Source organism: Nonomuraea turcica (assembly GCF_030718205.1).
Lineage (GTDB): Bacteria > Actinomycetota > Actinomycetes > Streptosporangiales > Streptosporangiaceae > Nonomuraea.
Window position 1 is genome coordinate 40,061 of record NZ_JAUZQF010000006.1, and the last position, 16,689, is coordinate 56,749.

The following is a 16,689-nucleotide window of genomic DNA, read 5'->3' on the forward strand; positions in this document are numbered from 1 at the left end:
GGTTGGTGAAGCGTACGCACGGCCGTGGGGGGAAGTCGGCGGGCAGGCATGCCCGCCCTCCGGAACGGGCCTGGCTCGCACGCCGCCTCGGCGTGGTGAGCATCACAGTGGCCGCGCTCCTGATCGCCATCCCCGCCGCCGCTCCGGCGTCCGCGGATCCCAAACCCTCGCTCAAGGAGCTCTCCGACCAGGTCGAGAAGCTGCACGTCGAGATCGAGACGCTGACCGAGCAGTACAACGGGCAGCGGGAGAAATACAAGGTCGCGCAGAAGGCGGCCGACGCCGCCCAGAAGACGCTGGCCGGCAGCGAGGCGGACCTCGCCGCCAAGCGCGCCAAGGCCGCCCTGCTCGCTCAGAACGCCTACATCTCCGGTGGGCTGAGCAGGGCACTGGCTTTCACCTCCTCGACCGACCCCGAGAAGTTCCTCGATCAGGCCGCGACCACATACGCGTTGGAGCAGCAGCAGGCCGAGCAGGTCAACCAGCTCGCCAAGGCCATGGACGCCGCCGAACGCGCCAGGGCGGGCGCCAAGACCCGCATGGAGGAGCTGCAGAAGATCGTCGCGGACCTCGACAGCAAGCGCGACAAGATCACCACGCTGGTGGCCAAGGCCGAGAGCAACCTGTTCAGGCGGGCCATGGGAGAGGCCGGCCGGGCCGGCAAGCGCGTGCACATCAACCTGCCGATCCCCGGCAACGGCAAGGCGGCCCAGGCCGCGAGGTGGGCACTCACGCAGCAGCTCAAGCCGTACGTCTGGGGCGCCGAGGGACCCAGCTCCTACGACTGCTCCGGCCTGGTGATGGCGGCCTTCCAGCGGGTGGGCATCTCGCTGCCCCACTACACCGGTGACCAGTGGACCGCGGGCCGGCACATCGACAAGTCCGAGCTACGCGCCGGCGACCTGGTGTTCTTCTACAGCGACCTGCATCACGTCGGCATCTACCTGGGCGGGGGCATGATGGTGCACGCCCCGCGCACAGGTGATGTGGTGCACATCGCCTCGATCGCCAACCGCCCCTACGCCGGCGCGGTGCGCATCGCCGACTGAGGCGTCAGATCAGCTGACGCCGCGCCGCCCAGGCCACGGCCTCGATGGCCGTGGCCACGCCGATGCGGTCGCAGATGCCCCGCAACCGCCGGCGTACTGTCCGCCCACTGATATCCAAACGTCTCCCCACGCGATCGACCGTAACCCCCTTGGCCAGCTCCGCCAGCAACGCTAGATCCGCATGGCTCAGCTCGACGCCTTCAGTGAGCACATCCATCGGGAGCCCTCCCCCCCAACAGCAGAACTCGGACCTCACAACGGGCCAAAGCCGCTCGTCTCGCAGACGGTAAACGCATCCCGGAAAGGACGTCAAGCGCCAGAATCTTCGCACTTGACGGGCACTATTGACATGATCCGTTATATGTGACGAACTCGCCATATGGCGACGAGACCGTCGGCACAATGAGCGATCCCATAGAACGGTCCAATGGGCCCGGCCGGCGTCCTGGGTTTTGATCCGAGCGATCCGGACTTTCTGCGCGAGCCATACGCGCGCTACCGCGAGCTGAGCACCCGCGGGCGATCTTCCGCACGCGCGCGGGGCTGCTCGTCGCCACCACCCACGAGCTGTACGGAGCGATGCTCCGCTTCGGCCACGGCTCCGCCCCTCTGTACGGAGGAGACCCAGGTCACCCCGTTGAATCGGTCCTCCGGACGGACCCGCCCGACCACACCACACTGCGCGCTCCGGTCGGCAAGGCGTTCACGCCGCGCATGGTCGAATGGCTCCGCCCCGAATCGGGGCGATCATCGCCCAGTTGATCGGCGCGTTACCGGAAGAGGCGAACCTGGTTTCCGGCTTCGCCTAGCCGCTGCCCGTCAAGGGCATCACCGAGATGCTCGGGGTGCCTCCAGAGGACCGTGAACGTTTCAGCGGCTGGAGCGAAATCCTGTTATGCAGCCTTGACTCGATGCTTACCGAAGGTCCGCAGAGAGCCGCGCGCCGGGCCCAGATCGTTCGCTACCTTGAACACGGGCGATAACCAAGCCTGTACGGAACGCAATAACAGGCGGCCGGGCCGGTCGTCTCAGGGCGTGGAGACCTCCAGACGGTGGTCGGGTCCATGAAGCGCCAAGCACCGCGTTCCATAGCTCGTCTCGCCCAGCGGGGTGAGCTCGTAGTCGACGCGTACCGGCACCGACGGTGTGAGCGTGCGCGAGACCAGGCTGTCACGTTCCAGGCACGCCGCTCCGCGCTCAGTGGCCATCCGTTCGCTCCTCCCAGTGGGTTACGCACTTGCAGGTGTCTACTTACCATTAGAGAGCAACTCTTCCTAGGGTCGCAGCATGACTTCGACGACTATGCGTGCACTCATCGGCGGTTCCGGCGCTCCCCGGCTGGTGGAGGTGCCGGTGCCGCAGGCAGGACGACGGCAGGTGCGGATCAGGGTGGCGGCGGCTGGGGTGAACCCGTTCGATCTCGCGGTGGCGGCCGGGACGCTCGCCGACTATGGCGTGGCGCGGCGGCTGGACTCGTACGGTCTCGGCTTCGACGTCGCAGGAACCGTCGACCAGGCAGGCGACGGGGCGGGCTTCCTGGTGGGCGAGGAGGTGATCGGCCTCGCCGCCCGGCTGGAGCTGCCCGTGAAGGCGCAGGCCGAGTACGTGGTGCTCGACGCGGAGGCGGTGGCGCGGGCGCCGCGCGGGTTCACCGCCGTGCAAGCGGCCACCATCCCGCTCAACTCGCTGACCGCCTGGCAGGCCCTGGACCGGGCCGGAGGCCGGCCTGGGCGGACGCTGCTGGTCACGGGGGCGGCCGGGGCCGTGGGGGGTTATCTGGTGGAGCTGGCGGCGCTGCGAGGCGTCCGGGTGGTTGCTCTGGCCGGTGCCGGGGACGAGGAGCTCATACGAGGACTCGGGGCCGAGTGGTTCGTGGCGCGTGGCGAGGACGTGGCCTCCGCGGTACGGGAGCACGTGCCCGGCGGTGTGGACGCCGTCGTGGACGCGGCCGTGCTGGGCCTGGCCGCACTGGACGCGGTCCGTGACGGCGGGACCTTCGTGGCGCTCACAGCCGGAGTCGCGCCGGTCGGGCTGCGCGGGATCGATGTGGGCACCGTGTTTTTCCGTGCCGACGCGGCTCAGCTCGGTGAGGCGGTGCGGCTGGTGGAGGCCGGTCGGCTGACGTTGCGGGTGGCGGAGGAGTATCCGCTGGAGAAGGCGGCCGACGCCCACGCCAGGCTGGCGGCGGGCGGGATTCGCGGCCGTCTCGTTCTCATTCCTTGAGCCCCGGCGGGCGCGCGGGGCCGGCCGCGCGCCCGTCTCTCGGCTCAGCGGGTCGGCTTGACCAGCGGGAACAGGATCGTCTCCCGGATGTTCTTGCCGGTGAAGGCCATGATCATCCGATCGATGCCGGCGCCCATGCCGCCGGTCGGCGGCATCGCGTATTCCAGCGCCTGCAGGAAGTCCTCGTCGAGCTGCATGGCCTCCAGGTCGCCGCCGGCGGCCAGCAAGGACTGCTCCATCAGGCGGTGGCGCTGGTCGATCGGGTCGTTGAGCTCCGAGTAGGCCGTGCCCAGCTCGGTGCCGAAGCCGATCAGGTCCCACTTCTCCGTCAGCAGCGGGTTGTCCCGGTGCAGGCGGGCCAGCGGCGAGGTCTCCAGCGGATAGTCCATGACGAACGTGGGCTGGATAAGCGTGTGCTCGACCAGCGCCTCGAAGAGCTCCTGCACGATCTTGCCCGAGCCCCACTTCGGGTCCCAGTGGACCTCGCGCCGGTCGGCGATCTTGCGAAGCTCCTCCAGCGTGGTGGAGGTGGTGATCTCCTCGCCCACGGCCTCCGACACGGCGCCGTAGAGCGTGATGCGCGGCCACTGGGCGAGGCCGAGGTCCACCTCGACGCCGTCGTGCACGACCACGGACGTGTCCAGGGCGGCCAGGACGGCCTTCTGGTACATCCGCTGCGTCAGGTCCGCCATGTCGTTGTAGTCGAGGTAGGTGCCGTAGGCCTCGACCATGGTGAACTCGGGGTTGTGCGTGGAGTCCGCGCCCTCATTGCGGAAGTTGCGGTTGACCTCGAAGACCTTCTCGATGCCGCCGACCACCAGCCGCTTGAGGTAGAGCTCGATCGCGATGCGGAGGTAGAGCTCCATGTCGTAGGCGTTGATGTGGGTCTTGAAGGGCCGGGCCGTCGCGCCGCCGTGGATGGGCTGCAGCATCGGCGTCTCGACCTCGAGGTAGCCCTCGTCGTGCCAGAAGTCGCGCACCGCGCGCACGGTGGCGCTGCGGATGCGGGCCATCTTCCTGGCCTCATCGTTGACGATGAGGTCGACGTAGCGCTGGCGGACGCGGGCCTCGGGGTCGGTGAGGCCGACGTGCTTCTCCGGCAGGGGGCGCAGGCACTTGGCGGTGATCTGCCAGCTTTCGGCGAGGATGGACAGCTCGCCGCGGCGGGAAGTGATGACCTCGCCGATCACGCCGACGTGGTCGCCCAGGTCGACGTCGCGCTTCCAGCGTGCCAGCGACTCCTCGCCCACCTTGTCGAGCGAGATCATGACCTGCAGATCGGCCTCGCCGTCCCTGAGCGTGGCGAAGCAGAGCTTGCCACCCACGCGGCTGAGCATGACGCGGCCCGCGACCGCGACCGTGTCACCGGTGGCGGCGTCGGGCTCCAAGCCCTGATATTTATCCCTCACCTCGGCGTTGGTCGCCGTACGGGGGAAATTCACCGGGTAAGGGTCGACGCCCTCGCTGCGAAGGCGGTCGAGCTTCTCCCTCCGGATCCGCATCTGCTCAGGAAGTTCGTCGCTCACAACAACAAAGCGTAGGGGATATGGCGAACTGCAAGGACTCGTCGGTCCCCTGCAGGGAGCACGCAGGAACGCTGCAAGAGACCTCTTCTATCAATGAGTCACGAGCTCAGGGGGGAGCCGGCAGGGAGCCGGCCCAGGGGAGCTCAAGGAGAGAAGATGTTGAAGAAGATCGCGACGGGCGCCCTCGCCATCGCCGCCACCACGGCCGTGGCCCTGTCGCTTCCGGCCGCCGCGTCAGCCAGCACCTCGCCCGACTACGACGACTACTCGGAGTATTGGGGCCCGGTCTACGCCAAGCACGGCCTGGCCAAGGCCCACGGCCAGGTCACCGTGGACTGGGACCACGACGGGGAGTCGAACGAGGTCCACGTCTACGGCAAGCTGTACGACCTGGACAACCGTACCTACAACGAGGGCGGCAAGTGCGCGTTCGTGAAGTTCGAGGCCAGCGACTTCGACCACGACTGGTCCCCCGCGTACTACAAGAAGTACTGCGGCTTCCCCGGCTACAAGAAGTTCCACTTCCAGGAGCACGACGTCTACAGCCTGCGGGCGAAGGTCTGCCAGATCGGGCTGCACAGCAACTACCCGACGAAGTGCGGCCCCTGGCAGTACCTCTACACCGCCGAGAGCGAGTAATCCTCACGCGGTCATATGCACAAGCGGCCCTCTTACCCGAGCGGAGGGCCGCTTGTCCTATGTGGTGTTCCTGTTGTAGATCAGGCGCAGGCCGATGAGGGTCAGCCACGGCTCGTGCACGTCGATCGAGCGCGACTCGCCGACCACGAGCGCGGCGTGCCCGCCGGTGGCCACCACCGTCACTTCGTCGGGGTCGTCGGCCAGCTCGGCCGTCATGCGCTCGACGATGCCGTCCACCTGTCCGGCGAAGCCGTAGATGATGCCGGCCTGCAGGGCCTCCACCGTGTTCTTGGCGATCACCGAGCGCGGCCTGACCAGCTCCACCTTGTGCAGTTGCGCCCCGGCGGCGGCCAGCGCGTCCACCGAGATCTCGATGCCGGGCGCGGTGACGGCGCCGACGTATTCGCCCTTGGCCGACACCGCGTCGAACGAGGTCGCGGTGCCGAAGTCGACGATGACACACGGGCCGCCGTATTGATCGATGGCCGCCAGCGCGTTGACGATGCGGTCGCTGCCGACCTCCTTGGGGTTGTCCATGCGCACGGGCACGCCGGTGCGGATGCCCGGCTCCACGATCACCGCGTTGACGTCGCCGTAGTAGCGACGGCACATCTCGCGCATCTCGTTGAGCACGCTCGGGACCGTGGAGCAAATGGCAATGCCATCAATGTCGGTCCCCTTGAGCAGCGGCGACTGCGCCAGCAGCCCTTGGAGCACGACCGCGATCTCGTCGGCGGTGCGACGGGCGTCAGTGGCCAGCCGCCAATGCTCGATGACGTCCTCGCCCTCGAACAGCCCCAACACCGTGTGCGTGTTGCCGACGTCGATCGTGAGCAGCATCAATTACCCCCGCAGATCCAGTGCGATGTCCAGGGCCGGCGCCGAGTGCGTAAGCGCTCCCACCGCCAAGTAGTCAACGCCAGTTTCGGCCACCTCGCGGGCCGATTCCAAGGTCAATCCCCCACTGGCTTCGACGGCAACCCTGTTTTTCGCCCGATTTTTCACGACTTGTACGGCACGCGCGGTGTCCTCGATCGTGAAGTTGTCGAGGAGGATCTCCTCGGCTCCCTCGTCCAGCACGGCCTCCAGCTGATCCAGCCGGTCGATCTCCACTTCGATGGACAAATCCGGGTACCGCTCCCTGACCGCCCTGAACGCCTCGGCCACGCCGCCCGCCGCCACCACGTGGTTGTCCTTGATCAGAGCGGCGTCCGACAACGACATCCGGTGGTTGACGCCGCCGCCGCAGCGCACCGCGTACTTCTCCAGTGCCCGCAGCCCGGGCAGCGTCTTGCGGCTGTCGCGCACCCGCGCCCCCGTGCCGCTGATCGCCTCGACCCACCTGCCGGTCAGCGTGGCCACCCCGGACAGGTGGGTGAGCAGGTTGAGCGCGGTCCGCTCGGCCGTCAGCAGGGCCCGTGTCGGGCCCTCGACGGTCATCAGCACGTCGCCCGCCCGGACCCGCTCGCCGTCTTTGGCCCTCCGCTCGGTACGCCCCGCGCCCAGCCGTACGAACACCGCCTCCGCCACGGCCAGCCCGGCCACGACACCGTCCTTGCGTGCCACCACGTCAGCCGTCGAACGCTGCGCGGCCGGGATGGTGGCAAGGCTCGTCACGTCGCCCGCGTCCTGCAGGTCCTCCTCGAGCGCCCGGTCGATCAGCGCGTCCACCTCGGCCGCGTCGAGACCGGCGACGGCGAGCTCCTGCGTCAGGCGCGCGGGAATCCCGTGCGGCGTGTACGTCATGCGGGGGCCTTCCTCCGTCAGGGTCACGTCCAGGTGCCCCAGCCATTCGTCGTCGTCACGGGTGTCGTGGTCCTCGCGCCAGTGTGAGCCACGCGTCTCCAGTCTGGCCGCCGCCGCGCCGGTGAGCACGGTGGCGACCGTCAGCAGGTTCGTGGCCTCCCATGACTCGGTGCAGGGCGGCACCTCGACGGGGGTCCAGCGGGACTCACGCAGCGCCCTGGCGGTGGCCAGCAGCGACTCGCGGCTGCGCAGCACGCTCGCCCCGGTGCTCATGTGGGCCTGGACCCTCGTTCTGATCCTGGGGTCGGCCAGCCCGGGCGCGGACTGGCTCGCGACCGGGTCGCCCGGCGCCGGGCGTGCCTGATGGATGTCCTCGGCGATGCGCTCGGCGAAGACCAGCCCTTCCAGCAGGGAGTTGGAGGCCAGCCGGTTGGCGCCGTGCACGCCGGTGCAGGCGACCTCGCCGCACGCGTACAGGCCCGCGATCGAGGTACGCCCGCGCAGGTCCGTACGCACGCCGCCGCTGGCGTAGTGGGCGGCGGGGGCCACCGGGATGGGCTCGGTTGCCGGGTCGATGCCGTGCTCCCGGCAGACCGCGTAGATCGTCGGGAACCGGCTCTCCCACTTGTCCCGGCCGAAGTGACGGCCGTCGAGATAGACGTGATCGCGGCCGGTCGCGCGCATCGTCCGCATGATCGCCTTGGCCACGACGTCGCGCGGCGCCAGGTCGGCCAGTTCGTGCACGCCCTCCATGAACCGGTTGCCGTCATGGTCGATGAGGACCGCGCCCTCGCCCCTGACCGCCTCGGAGATCAGCGGCTGCTGGCCCGTCGACCCCTCCCCGAGCCAGAGCACGGTGGGGTGGAACTGGACGAACTCGATGTCCCGCACCACGGCCCCGGCACGCAGCGCGAGCGCGACCCCGTCGCCGGTGGAGACCATGGGGTTGGTGGTGGCGGCGTACACCTGGCCCATGCCGCCGGTGGCCAGCACGACCGCCCTGGCCAGCACCGCGCCGACGCCGTCGCGCGCACCCTCGCCCATGACGTGCAGCGTCACGCCCCTGGCCCGGCCCTCGGCGTCCTTGAGCAGGTCGAGCACCAGCGCGTGCTCGATCACCTCGATCGAGGCGGCCCGCACCGCCTCGATGAGCGCCCGCTGCACCTCGGCGCCCGTGGCGTCGCCGCCGGCGTGCACGATCCTGCGCCGCCGGTGCCCGCCTTCCCTGGTGAGCTGGAGCCTCCCGTCGGGGGTGCGGTCGAAATTGGCCCCGCGCGCCATCAGCCGGCGCAGCGCGGCGGGGCCCTCGGTCACCAGCGTCCGCACCGCCTTCACATCGCACAGGCCGACCCCGGCGAGCAGCGTGTCGTTCAGGTGCTCCTCAGGCGTGTCGCGCGGGTCGAGCACGGCCGCGATGCCGCCCTGGGCCCAGCGCGTGGAGCCCGCCGACAACACGTCCTTGGTGACGACCATGACCTTGGCGGCCGGTTCCAGCTCGGCATAGTGCAGGGCCACGGTCAGGCCCGCGATGCCGGAGCCCACGACGACCAGGTCGGCCTCGGCGGTCCAGCCGGGCGCGGGAGCGGTCAGCCGCAAGGGAATCGCCGGTGCGCTCATTCGGGGTCTCCTCACTGAGGCGATTTCGTCAATATGACGATAACGCCCGGCGCGGCGTGCGCATGCCCCGGGGCGGTCACGGAAATCCGCCTCAGGTGGGATTCAAGGTCAGGGTGACGTTGTCGATCAGCCGCGTGCCACCGACCCTCGCGGCCACCGCGAGCACCGCCTCACCCGTGTGCGACTCTTCTACCTCGGTGAACGTCGCCGGGTCCACCAGGACCAGGTAGTCCACGTCGAGCTCGGGGCCCGCCGCGTCGAGCACCTGCTGCGCGGCCGCCCGGATCCTGGAAGGGGCTGGCTCGGCGGCGCCCTCGCGCAGCGCCCGGGACAGCGCCAGCGCCACCTGCCGGTCCGCGGTGGACAGGTAGCGGTTGCGGCTGGACAGGGCCAGTCCGTCGGGCTCGCGTACGGTGGGCGCCCCGATGATCTCGACCGGCACGTCGAGGTCCGCCACCATCCGCCGGATCAGCGCGAGCTGCTGGGCGTCCTTCTGCCCGAAGATCGCCACGTGCGGCTGGACCAGGTTGAACAGCTTGAGCACGACCGTCAGCACGCCGTCGAAGTGTCCCGGCCGCGAGGCGCCTTCGACGATCTCGCCCATCCGGCCGGAAAGAAGGCTCACCTGGCGATCGGGGTGGTACATGTCCTCGGCTGACGGATGGAACACCACGCCCACGCCCTCGGACCGGCACACCTCAAGGTCGGCGTCAAACGTACGGGGATATCGCGAAAAATCCTCGGTTGGCCCGAACTGCAGGGGATTGACGAAGATGCTGACCACGACCTGATCGGCCCGGGCCCGGGCGAGCCTGATCAGCGACCGGTGTCCCTCATGCAAGGCGCCCATGGTCGGCACCAGGGCCACCTCGCCGCCGGCGCGCACCTTGACCAGGTCGTCCCGGTTCCTGGCGACGATCAGATCCATAGAGCCCTCCCTGTTCACGGCCTCGCTGTCAGGTCCATATGTTGCCCCCGAGAGCGTCGAGCAGGCGCTCCGCCTCCTCCGGCTTGAGCAGGCCCGCGGCCAGCGCGCGGTCGGCCGTGAGCCTGGCCAGCGCGATGTAGGCGTCGGCCGCCTCCGGAGCCGCAAGGATCAGCGCGTCCACATGCTTGCGCACGGTGCCGGCGTCGCCGCGCACGACCGGTCCCGTCAGGCCGGCGATGCCGAGCCGCAGCACGTTGTCGAGCGCGGCACCGAGCAGCGGGCCAAGCATGCGCCCCGGGTGCTCGACGCCGATGCGTCCCAGGAGCTCCTGCGACTCCGCGACGAGCGTGACCATGTGGTTGGCCGCCCCGGCCAGCGCCGCGTGGTAGAGGGCACGGTCGGCGTCGGCGATCCAGACCGGCTCGCCGCCCATCTCGATCACGAGGGCCTCGGCGATGGGGCGCAGCGTGTCGGGCGCGGTCACGCCGTAGGAGATGCCGGTGAGCTTGTTGAGGTCGTCGTCGCGGCCCGTGAACGTCATCACCGGGTGCAACGCGAGCGGCAACGCGCCGACCCTGGCCGCCGGATCGAGCACGGACAGCCCGTAGGCCCCGCTGGTGTGCACCAGCAGCTTGCCCTTCAGGTCGGCCCCTGTGGTGGCCAGACCGTTGACGAGGTCGGGCAGCGCGTCGTCGGGCACGGTGAGAAGGATCAGCTGGGCCGCCGCCACGACCTCGTCGGGACGCGACAGCGTGACGCCGAGCCGCTCCGAGGCCCATCGCAGGGAGTTGTCCGAAACCCCGCTCGCGGCCACGACCCGGTGTCCTGCCTGCGCCAACGCGGCGCCGAGAGCCGAGCCGACCTTGCCCGAGCCGAGCACGCCGACGGTCAGCCGTGCCGGGCGATCCCCTGCGTCCATGACGTCACACCCCTGTCGAGCAAATGGCACTGCCGACCAGCGTAACGGCCTCTCAGCACTACAGATGTGACCGGTGCTTTGCCGCATGTTGAGTTAACGACAAAAGGGACAAGGGCAGACAAATAGTGCACCCCCTGTCGGAAGAGATGAGGAGAGGGGTTCATCGCATGGCCGCGGGCGCCGAGTCCTGGCAGGACCCGACGCCCGCATACGATTGCGCCCCTTGGAGGTGCGCCTGGCCGGGTTCATCCGCCGACTGACCGGCCAGGACCGGGAGCCCGGGCCGGACCGCGCCGACCCGGGCTCTCTTCGTTGATCAGTGGCCTATCACCTTGGCGCCGCCCTTGCAGCCGGCGATGGCGTGGCCGAGAACGGCCACCGCGTTGCCGCAGACGTTGATCGGGATGCTGATCGGAACATGCACTTGGTTGCCGGAAAGCACGCCGCCGCTGCCGCTTGTGATGTCGGCGTGCGCCGGCGGGGCGGCCAGCGACAGCATGGCGGCGGCTCCGGCCACGACCAGGATCTTCTTCAGCATGAGAGCTCCTCTCGGTTTCGCGGCACCGGGCCGCGGATGCTTGGTTCGATCGACTCCGCCAGTGGGGGGTTGGCGGAACGCGATCGCGTGATGACGCTGGGTAACAGTAGCGCAAGGTGACATCAATAAGTAGTCAAACAATTACTGTGCGTGTCAGACGGAACTCGTGAGATAGTCCAAGGCATGTGGCTCACGTGGCGTGCCGCGACGGAGCGGGCGTTGTACGGCGAGGCGGGTTTCTACCTCCGAGAGCGCCCGTCGGGCCACTTCCGCACCTCGGTCAGCGCCTCTTCGGTGTTCGCTGACGCGGTGCTGGCGCTGCTGAGACAGCTCGACGCCGAGCTGGGTGAGCCCGAGACGCTCGACCTGGTCGACATCGGCGCGGGAGAGGGCGCGCTGGTGGCCCAAGTGCTGGCCGCCGCCGACCCCGCGCTGCGCGACCGGTTGCGGGTCACGGCCGTCGACCTGTCCCCCAGGCCGCAGGCCCTTCCCGAGCGGATCGGCTGGCGCCGCGGCCTGCCGGAGCGCATCACGGGGCTGGCCATCGCCAATGAGTGGCTCGACAACGTCCCGGTGGACGTGGCCGAGCAGACGCCCGACGGCCCGCGACTCGTCCTGGTGAACATCCGTACGGGCGAGGAGCGCCTCGGCGGCCCGCTGCGGCCCGTCGACCGGGAGTGGATGGATCGGTGGTGGCCACTGTCCCGGGTGGGCTCACGGGCGGAGATCGGCCGCCCCCGTGACGAGGCCTGGGCCTCGGTCGTGACCCGTCTCACCAGGGGCCGGGCGATCGCCATCGACTATGCACACCCTGTGGATAACCGGCCGATGTGCGGCACGCTGACGGGATACCGCGACGGCGCCGTCGTCTCCCCGATTCCCGACGGGACCTGCGATATCACGGCCCATGTCGCGCTCGACGCGTGCGCCGCGGCGGGGCGGCGGGCCGGCGCGATATCCACAACCTTGTCCACACAGCGTGACGCTCTGCGGGCCCTGGGGATCATCGGCGCCCGGCCGCCCATGGAGCTGGCCGGCACCGATCCGCGCGCCTACCTGCGGGCCCTGGCCAGGGCGTCGGAGGAGGGGGAGCTCATCGACCCGTCGGGCCTCGGCGGCTTCGGCTGGCTCGACCAGCGACGGTGAACAGGCCTCGGCTGACGGCGCCGGGACGGCGGACTCGGCTGGCTCCCCTCACGTCACTCGGCGGTCAGCTCCAGGGCGTGCAGGCCGCGGATGATGTAGCCGGGCTTCCAGACCGGCTCCTGGCGCAGCTCCAGCGTGGCCGCCCGGTCCAGCAGCGCGCCGAACGACTCGATGAGCTCGATGCGGGCCAGCGGCGCGCCCAGGCAGAAATGGATGCCGGCCCCGAAGGAGATGTGCGGGTTGTCCACCCGCCCCACGTCCAGCCGGTCGGGATCCTCGAACACCGCAGGGTCCCGGTTGGCCGAGCCGAACAGCAGCGCGACCTCCGACCCGCGCGGAATCGTCACGCCGTGGACCTCGATGTCCTCCAGCACCCACCGCTCGAACATCTGCAGCGGCGTGTCCCAGCGCATCAGCTCCTCGACGGCCGTGGGCAGGAGGGAGCAGTCGGCACGCAGCCGCGCCAGCTCGCCGGGGTTCTTGAACAACGACCACCAGCCGTTGCCCGTGACGTTCACGGTGGCCTCGTGGCCGGCGTTGAGCAGCAGGACACAGGTGCCGACCAGCTCGTCCTCGGTCAGCTCATCGATCGCGGCCAGCGCGCTGATCAGGTCGTCGCCCGGACGCTGCCGCCGCTCGCGGGCCAGGGCCTTGAGGTAATCGGCGAACTCCGCGGCCGCGCGTACCGCGGTGTGCTGGGCTTCGAGCGTGGGGTTGAGCTCGTACATGCCGCAGATGTCGGCCGACCAGGGGCGCAGCAAGTGACGCTCCCCGTCGGGGATGCCGAGCATCTCCGCGATCACGGTCACCGGGAGCGGCTCGGCGACCTCGGCGATCAGATCCCCGCCGCCCTTCTCCACGTACGTGTCCACCAGGCCCGCGGCGATCGCGCGCACGCGCGGGCGCAGGGACTCGACCATGCGCGGCGTGAACGCCTTGGAGACCAGCCGGCGCAGCCGCGTATGCACGGGCGGCTCGACGTCGAGCATGCCCGCCCTGATCACGCGCCAGAACGGCTCCTGGAAGTCCGGCTCGGGCGGCCTGCCGAACTCTTCCGGCGTGGCCACGTGAAGGAAGGACCGCCCTAGACGGCGGTCCCTGAGCAGAGTGTTCACATCGGCGTGGCGCGAGATCAACCACTGGTTCGTCGGCTCGAAGTAGCAGACGGGCGCCTCGCGCCGCAGCTCGTCGTAGACCCGGTACGGGTAGGCCACAAAATCCGGATTCCAGGGATCAAAGCGCACTACTTCATAGTAGAAGCCTCCGGCTCCGCCTCCTGCTGCTCGGACTGCTTGACGTGCCTGCCGCGCATCCGGATGTTCAGCAGCTCGACGATGACCGAGAACGCCATCGCGAAGTAGATGTATCCCTTCGGAATGTGCTGGTCGAGGCCCTCGGCGATGAGCACCACGCCGATCAGCACCAGGAACGCCAGCGCCAGCATCTTGATGCTCGGGTGCTGGTCCACGAACCGGCTGATCGGCCCGGAGGCGAACAGCATGACCAGCACCGCCACCACGACGGCCGCGATCATCACGCCGAGGTTGTCCACCATGCCGACCGCGGTGATGACCGAGTCGAGCGAGAACACGACGTCGAGCACCATGATCTGCAGGATCACCGAGGTGAAGGAGACGGCGGCGGTCTTCTTGCCGTCCTTGGCCGCGGGGGCGTCCATGCTGTGGCCGATCTCGGTGACGCTCTTGGCCAGCAGGAACAGGCCGCCGAGCAGCAGGATCAGATCGCGTCCCGATATCTCGTGGCCGAAGACGGCGAACAGCGGCTGAGTGAGCTGCACCACCCACGACAGGCCGAGCAGGAGGAGCAGCCGGCTGATCAGGGCCGCGGCCAGGCCGAGGACGCGGGCTCTGTCCCGTTGTTCGGGAGGTAGCTTCCCGGCCAGGATGGAGATGAAGATGATGTTGTCGATGCCTAGCACGATCTCCAAGGCCACCAGGGTGAAGAATCCGATCCAGATCTGCGGGTCGGTCACCCAGTCCAACATCTGCTTACCTCCATGACCTGCGGCTTATGGTTCCCCGGTAGCAACGAGTCAAAGGCCGTCAAAGTTCGCCGGTTTGCGTTTTGCCGTGGGAACTGGGTTATAGTGCGGGCGTAGGTCATGAGTGCCAGCGACAAGCCCCGGCTAGCTGGCCGGCAACCCTCGCGTCCGCGGCGGGGTGCCCCGGGTGAAGACCTGGTCCGCCACGCGGTGTGGCGGGCAAGCGCGGGCTCCGTGGCTGCTCCAGGGGTCCGATGGTCCCTGAGGGAGATGTGCCGTGTCCACGCTGACGATCTTCGACTCCGTCCCCGTCCAGGCTTCGGGCGAGACCCAGGCCCCCGCCGCCTCGAGCCGACCGATCCCCGCGGTGCTCGGGGCCGACCTCCAGGTGCCGGTCAAGGGCGGCCGGCTGGTGGGGTACGCCAACCTGGACTACGCGGCCAGCGCGCCCTGTCTGGAGCCGGTCAGCGCCGCCGTCGCCGCCGCGCTTCCGGCCTACTCCAGCGTCCACCGCGGCGCCGGCTACGCCTCCCAGCTCACCACCGCCAGGTACGAGCAGGCCCGCCACACGGTCAGGGCATTCGTCGGCGCCCGTCCCGACGACGCCGTGATCTTCACCCGCAACACCACCGACGCCACGAACCTGCTGGCCGGCTGCCTGCCCGCGGGCACCACCACCGTCGTCTTCGACACCGAGCACCACGCCTCGCTCCTGCCCTGGCGGAAGTCCGTACGGCTGGCGCCGCCCGCCTTCCCCGGCGAGGCCGTCCGCGCCGCCGACGAGGCGCTGGCCGGGATCGAGGGGCCGAAGCTGCTCGTGGTCACCGCCGCGTCCAATGTCACCGGCGAGCTGTGGCCCATCGCCGCCCTGGCCCACATCGCACACCGGCACGGGGCCCGCATTCTGGTGGATGCGGCGCAGCTCGTACCGCATCGGCGGCTCAACCTGACCGCGCTCGACCTGGACTATGTGGCATTCTCCGGCCACAAGCTGTACGCGCCGTTCGGGGCCGGAGTGCTCATCGGGCGCCGGGACTGGCTGGCCGACGGGGAGCCGTACCTCAAGGGCGGGGGCGCGGTGCGCTCGGTCGAGGACGAGGCGGAGTGGCACGACGACCCGGAGCCGCGCCACGAGGCGGGCACTCCTAACGTGCTGGGCGCGATCGCGCTGGCCGCCGCCTGCGACGCGCTCACCGCCACCGGCTGGACGGCGCTGGTACGCGAGGAGGAGCGGCTGCTGGCCCGGCTGCGGTCGGGGCTGGCCTCGATCGAGGGCGTGCGAGAGCTGTCCCTGTGGGGGGACGATCACCCGCGGGTGGGAATCGTGTCGTTCACCGTGGACGGGTACTCGGCACGCGAGGTGGCCGAGGCGCTGTCCAGTCAATACGGCATCGGAGTGCGCGACGGGAAGTTCTGCGCGCACCCGTTCGTGCGGCATCTGCTGGGCCGAAGCGGGCACGACCGTGAGGACGCCGGATGCGAGGACGGCACGACGTCCGCGGTGCGGGCCTCGATCGGCATCGGGTCCCCGCAGGAGCACGTGGACCGGCTGGTCGAGGCACTGCGGGACCTGGTCTCCCGCTGAGCTGCCGGGTCGGCGGCTCACCCCCGCTCACCGGCACCGGTTCAGCGGCTCAGCCGTTCGGTGGCTCAGCCGTTCGGTGGCTCAGCCGTTCGGTGGCTCAGCGGTTCGGCGGCTTGCGGTGTTCCGGCTGGTCGTCGGAGACCAGCGCGTCGATGTCCCGCATCTCCTCGTCGCTCACGTCCGACCTGGACGCCGTCGGCTGCCTGGGCACGTTCGGCCGCTCAGAGGTGGTGGGCTCCGAGGGCGTCAGCGGACCCCCGCCGCGCCGGTGAGCGCCCGCGCTCATGTCGCCCTCCGCGGCCCGGCGCTCCGCACGACGCCGGAATATCGCCCCGAACAGCGCGTCGAGTCCGATCCGCCCGCCGCCGACCGCCAGGAACAGCAGGCCCAGCGCACCCAGCGCACCCGCCAGCTCCCAGCCGCCCTCGGTCACCATGATCCCCTTCGTCGAGTGCACGAAGGCGATCGCACCGAGCATGTTGATGAGCAGCAGTAGGCCGACCGGCCGGACCAGCAGACCGAGGATCAGGAAAAGGCCGCCCACGGTCTCGACGACGCTGGCGAAGCCGGCCGAGAGCTCGGGCAACGGGATTCCCATCTCCCTGAAGCCCTGCGTGGTGGCGCCGAGTCCGTGCTGCCACTTCTGCAAGCCGTGCGCCATGAAGACCACGCCCGTCGCCACCCGCGCGATCAAGACAGCGACATCGAACAGAACCTTCTTCATCGTGCTATCTCCCCCCGTTCCCCCGACTCCTCCCCAAGACCGCAGTA

At 69.6% G+C, this 16,689-nt stretch carries 16 protein-coding genes and 1 riboswitch; of the genes, 5 read left to right on the forward strand and 11 right to left on the reverse strand.

Annotation, left to right across the window (positions count from 1 at the left end; translation table 11 throughout):
• Window positions 1–5 precede the first annotated feature (5 nt).
• Window positions 6–1,049 (forward strand): C40 family peptidase, encoded by a 1,044-nt coding sequence (locus Q9G87_RS16890; protein ID WP_305917318.1) that lies wholly within the window; start codon window positions 6–8, stop codon window positions 1,047–1,049.
• A gap of 4 nt (window positions 1,050–1,053) precedes the next feature.
• On the opposite strand, the gene Q9G87_RS16895 is transcribed toward Q9G87_RS16890, so the two are convergent.
• Entirely contained in the window at window positions 1,054–1,266 is a 213-nt protein-coding gene (locus tag Q9G87_RS16895; RefSeq protein WP_043615366.1) for a LuxR C-terminal-related transcriptional regulator, read from the reverse strand.
• 811 nt (window positions 1,267–2,077) lie between these two features.
• Window positions 2,078–2,257, reverse strand: coding sequence for a winged helix-turn-helix transcriptional regulator (locus Q9G87_RS16900; RefSeq protein WP_305917319.1), 180 nt, complete (start codon window positions 2,255–2,257; stop codon window positions 2,078–2,080).
• A 79-nt stretch (window positions 2,258–2,336) separates the two neighbouring features.
• Here Q9G87_RS16900 and Q9G87_RS16905 point away from each other — a divergent pair, with 79 nt between their 5' ends.
• Window positions 2,337–3,272, forward strand: a complete 936-nt coding sequence (locus Q9G87_RS16905; RefSeq protein WP_305917320.1) for an NADP-dependent oxidoreductase — start codon at window positions 2,337–2,339, stop codon at window positions 3,270–3,272.
• Between the two features lie 44 nt (window positions 3,273–3,316).
• Here the strand turns inward: Q9G87_RS16905 and lysX are convergent, their stop codons facing one another.
• Complete coding sequence (lysX, locus tag Q9G87_RS16910; RefSeq protein WP_305917321.1) at window positions 3,317–4,798, reverse strand: bifunctional lysylphosphatidylglycerol synthetase/lysine--tRNA ligase LysX; 1,482 nt, start codon at window positions 4,796–4,798, stop codon at window positions 3,317–3,319.
• A 156-nt stretch (window positions 4,799–4,954) separates the two neighbouring features.
• Here lysX and Q9G87_RS16915 point away from each other — a divergent pair, with 156 nt between their 5' ends.
• Window positions 4,955–5,437, forward strand: a complete 483-nt coding sequence (locus Q9G87_RS16915; protein ID WP_305917322.1) for a hypothetical protein — start codon at window positions 4,955–4,957, stop codon at window positions 5,435–5,437.
• 57 nt (window positions 5,438–5,494) lie between these two features.
• Here Q9G87_RS16915 and Q9G87_RS16920 read toward each other — a convergent pair whose 3' ends face one another.
• From Q9G87_RS16920 to Q9G87_RS16940, 5 genes are all read right to left on the reverse strand, one after another.
• Window positions 5,495–6,277 carry a type III pantothenate kinase gene (locus tag Q9G87_RS16920; protein ID WP_305917323.1) on the reverse strand — a complete coding sequence of 261 codons (783 nt, stop codon included), beginning with the start codon at window positions 6,275–6,277 and terminating at the stop codon, window positions 5,495–5,497.
• A 3-nt stretch (window positions 6,278–6,280) separates the two neighbouring features.
• A complete protein-coding gene (locus tag Q9G87_RS16925; RefSeq protein WP_305917324.1) occupies window positions 6,281–8,800 on the reverse strand; it encodes an L-aspartate oxidase in 2,520 nt (839 codons plus the stop codon).
• 91 nt (window positions 8,801–8,891) lie between these two features.
• A complete protein-coding gene (panC, locus tag Q9G87_RS16930; RefSeq protein WP_305917325.1) occupies window positions 8,892–9,728 on the reverse strand; it encodes a pantoate--beta-alanine ligase in 837 nt (278 codons plus the stop codon).
• 28 nt (window positions 9,729–9,756) lie between these two features.
• Window positions 9,757–10,647: a Rossmann-like and DUF2520 domain-containing protein gene (locus Q9G87_RS16935; RefSeq protein WP_305917326.1), complete on the reverse strand. Its 891-nt coding sequence runs from the start codon at window positions 10,645–10,647 to the stop codon at window positions 9,757–9,759.
• Window positions 10,648–10,963: 316 nt separating this feature from the next.
• The gene (locus Q9G87_RS16940; RefSeq protein ID WP_305917327.1) at window positions 10,964–11,185 is read right to left on the reverse strand and encodes a chaplin; all 222 of its coding nucleotides are present in this window, start codon (window positions 11,183–11,185) and stop codon (window positions 10,964–10,966) included.
• Window positions 11,186–11,368: 183 nt separating this feature from the next.
• Here Q9G87_RS16940 and Q9G87_RS16945 point away from each other — a divergent pair, with 183 nt between their 5' ends.
• Window positions 11,369–12,331 (forward strand): SAM-dependent methyltransferase, encoded by a 963-nt coding sequence (locus tag Q9G87_RS16945; protein ID WP_305917328.1) that lies wholly within the window; start codon window positions 11,369–11,371, stop codon window positions 12,329–12,331.
• A gap of 53 nt (window positions 12,332–12,384) precedes the next feature.
• Here Q9G87_RS16945 and Q9G87_RS16950 read toward each other — a convergent pair whose 3' ends face one another.
• The gene (locus Q9G87_RS16950; RefSeq protein ID WP_305917329.1) at window positions 12,385–13,575 is read right to left on the reverse strand and encodes a cytochrome P450; all 1,191 of its coding nucleotides are present in this window, start codon (window positions 13,573–13,575) and stop codon (window positions 12,385–12,387) included.
• Window positions 13,575–14,336 (reverse strand): TerC family protein, encoded by a 762-nt coding sequence (locus tag Q9G87_RS16955; RefSeq protein WP_305917330.1) that lies wholly within the window; start codon window positions 14,334–14,336, stop codon window positions 13,575–13,577. The genes Q9G87_RS16950 and Q9G87_RS16955 overlap by 1 nt, the downstream gene beginning before the upstream one ends.
• 113 nt (window positions 14,337–14,449) lie before the next feature.
• Window positions 14,450–14,565, forward strand: a riboswitch (SAM riboswitch).
• A gap of 45 nt (window positions 14,566–14,610) precedes the next feature.
• On the opposite strand from Q9G87_RS16955, the gene Q9G87_RS16960 reads away from it, so the two are divergent.
• Window positions 14,611–15,918 carry an aminotransferase class V-fold PLP-dependent enzyme gene (locus Q9G87_RS16960; protein WP_371825784.1) on the forward strand — a complete coding sequence of 436 codons (1,308 nt, stop codon included), beginning with the start codon at window positions 14,611–14,613 and terminating at the stop codon, window positions 15,916–15,918.
• 97 nt (window positions 15,919–16,015) lie between these two features.
• Here Q9G87_RS16960 and Q9G87_RS16965 read toward each other — a convergent pair whose 3' ends face one another.
• Entirely contained in the window at window positions 16,016–16,642 is a 627-nt protein-coding gene (locus Q9G87_RS16965) for a DoxX family protein (RefSeq protein ID WP_305917331.1), read from the reverse strand.
• Window positions 16,643–16,689: the final 47 nt, after the last annotated feature.

Excerpts from the sequence above, each read along its gene's own strand:
- Q9G87_RS16900 (WP_305917319.1), bottom strand. The coding sequence starts at position 2,257 with ATGGCCACTGAGCGCGGAGCGGCGTGCCTGGAACGTGACAGCCTGGTC.
- Q9G87_RS16955 (WP_305917330.1), bottom strand. The coding sequence starts at position 14,336 with ATGTTGGACTGGGTGACCGACCCGCAGATCTGGATCGGATTCTTCACC.
- Q9G87_RS16935 (WP_305917326.1), bottom strand. The coding sequence starts at position 10,647 with ATGGACGCAGGGGATCGCCCGGCACGGCTGACCGTCGGCGTGCTCGGC.
- Q9G87_RS16965 (WP_305917331.1), bottom strand. The coding sequence starts at position 16,642 with ATGAAGAAGGTTCTGTTCGATGTCGCTGTCTTGATCGCGCGGGTGGCG.
- Q9G87_RS16915 (WP_305917322.1), top strand. The coding sequence starts at position 4,955 with ATGTTGAAGAAGATCGCGACGGGCGCCCTCGCCATCGCCGCCACCACG.
- Q9G87_RS16895 (WP_043615366.1), bottom strand. The coding sequence starts at position 1,266 with ATGGATGTGCTCACTGAAGGCGTCGAGCTGAGCCATGCGGATCTAGCG.
- Q9G87_RS16925 (WP_305917324.1), bottom strand. The coding sequence starts at position 8,800 with ATGAGCGCACCGGCGATTCCCTTGCGGCTGACCGCTCCCGCGCCCGGC.
- Q9G87_RS16905 (WP_305917320.1), top strand. The coding sequence starts at position 2,337 with ATGACTTCGACGACTATGCGTGCACTCATCGGCGGTTCCGGCGCTCCC.
- Q9G87_RS16920 (WP_305917323.1), bottom strand. The coding sequence starts at position 6,277 with ATGCTGCTCACGATCGACGTCGGCAACACGCACACGGTGTTGGGGCTG.
- Q9G87_RS16945 (WP_305917328.1), top strand. The coding sequence starts at position 11,369 with ATGTGGCTCACGTGGCGTGCCGCGACGGAGCGGGCGTTGTACGGCGAG.
- panC (WP_305917325.1), bottom strand. The coding sequence starts at position 9,728 with ATGGATCTGATCGTCGCCAGGAACCGGGACGACCTGGTCAAGGTGCGC.
- Q9G87_RS16940 (WP_305917327.1), bottom strand. The coding sequence starts at position 11,185 with ATGCTGAAGAAGATCCTGGTCGTGGCCGGAGCCGCCGCCATGCTGTCG.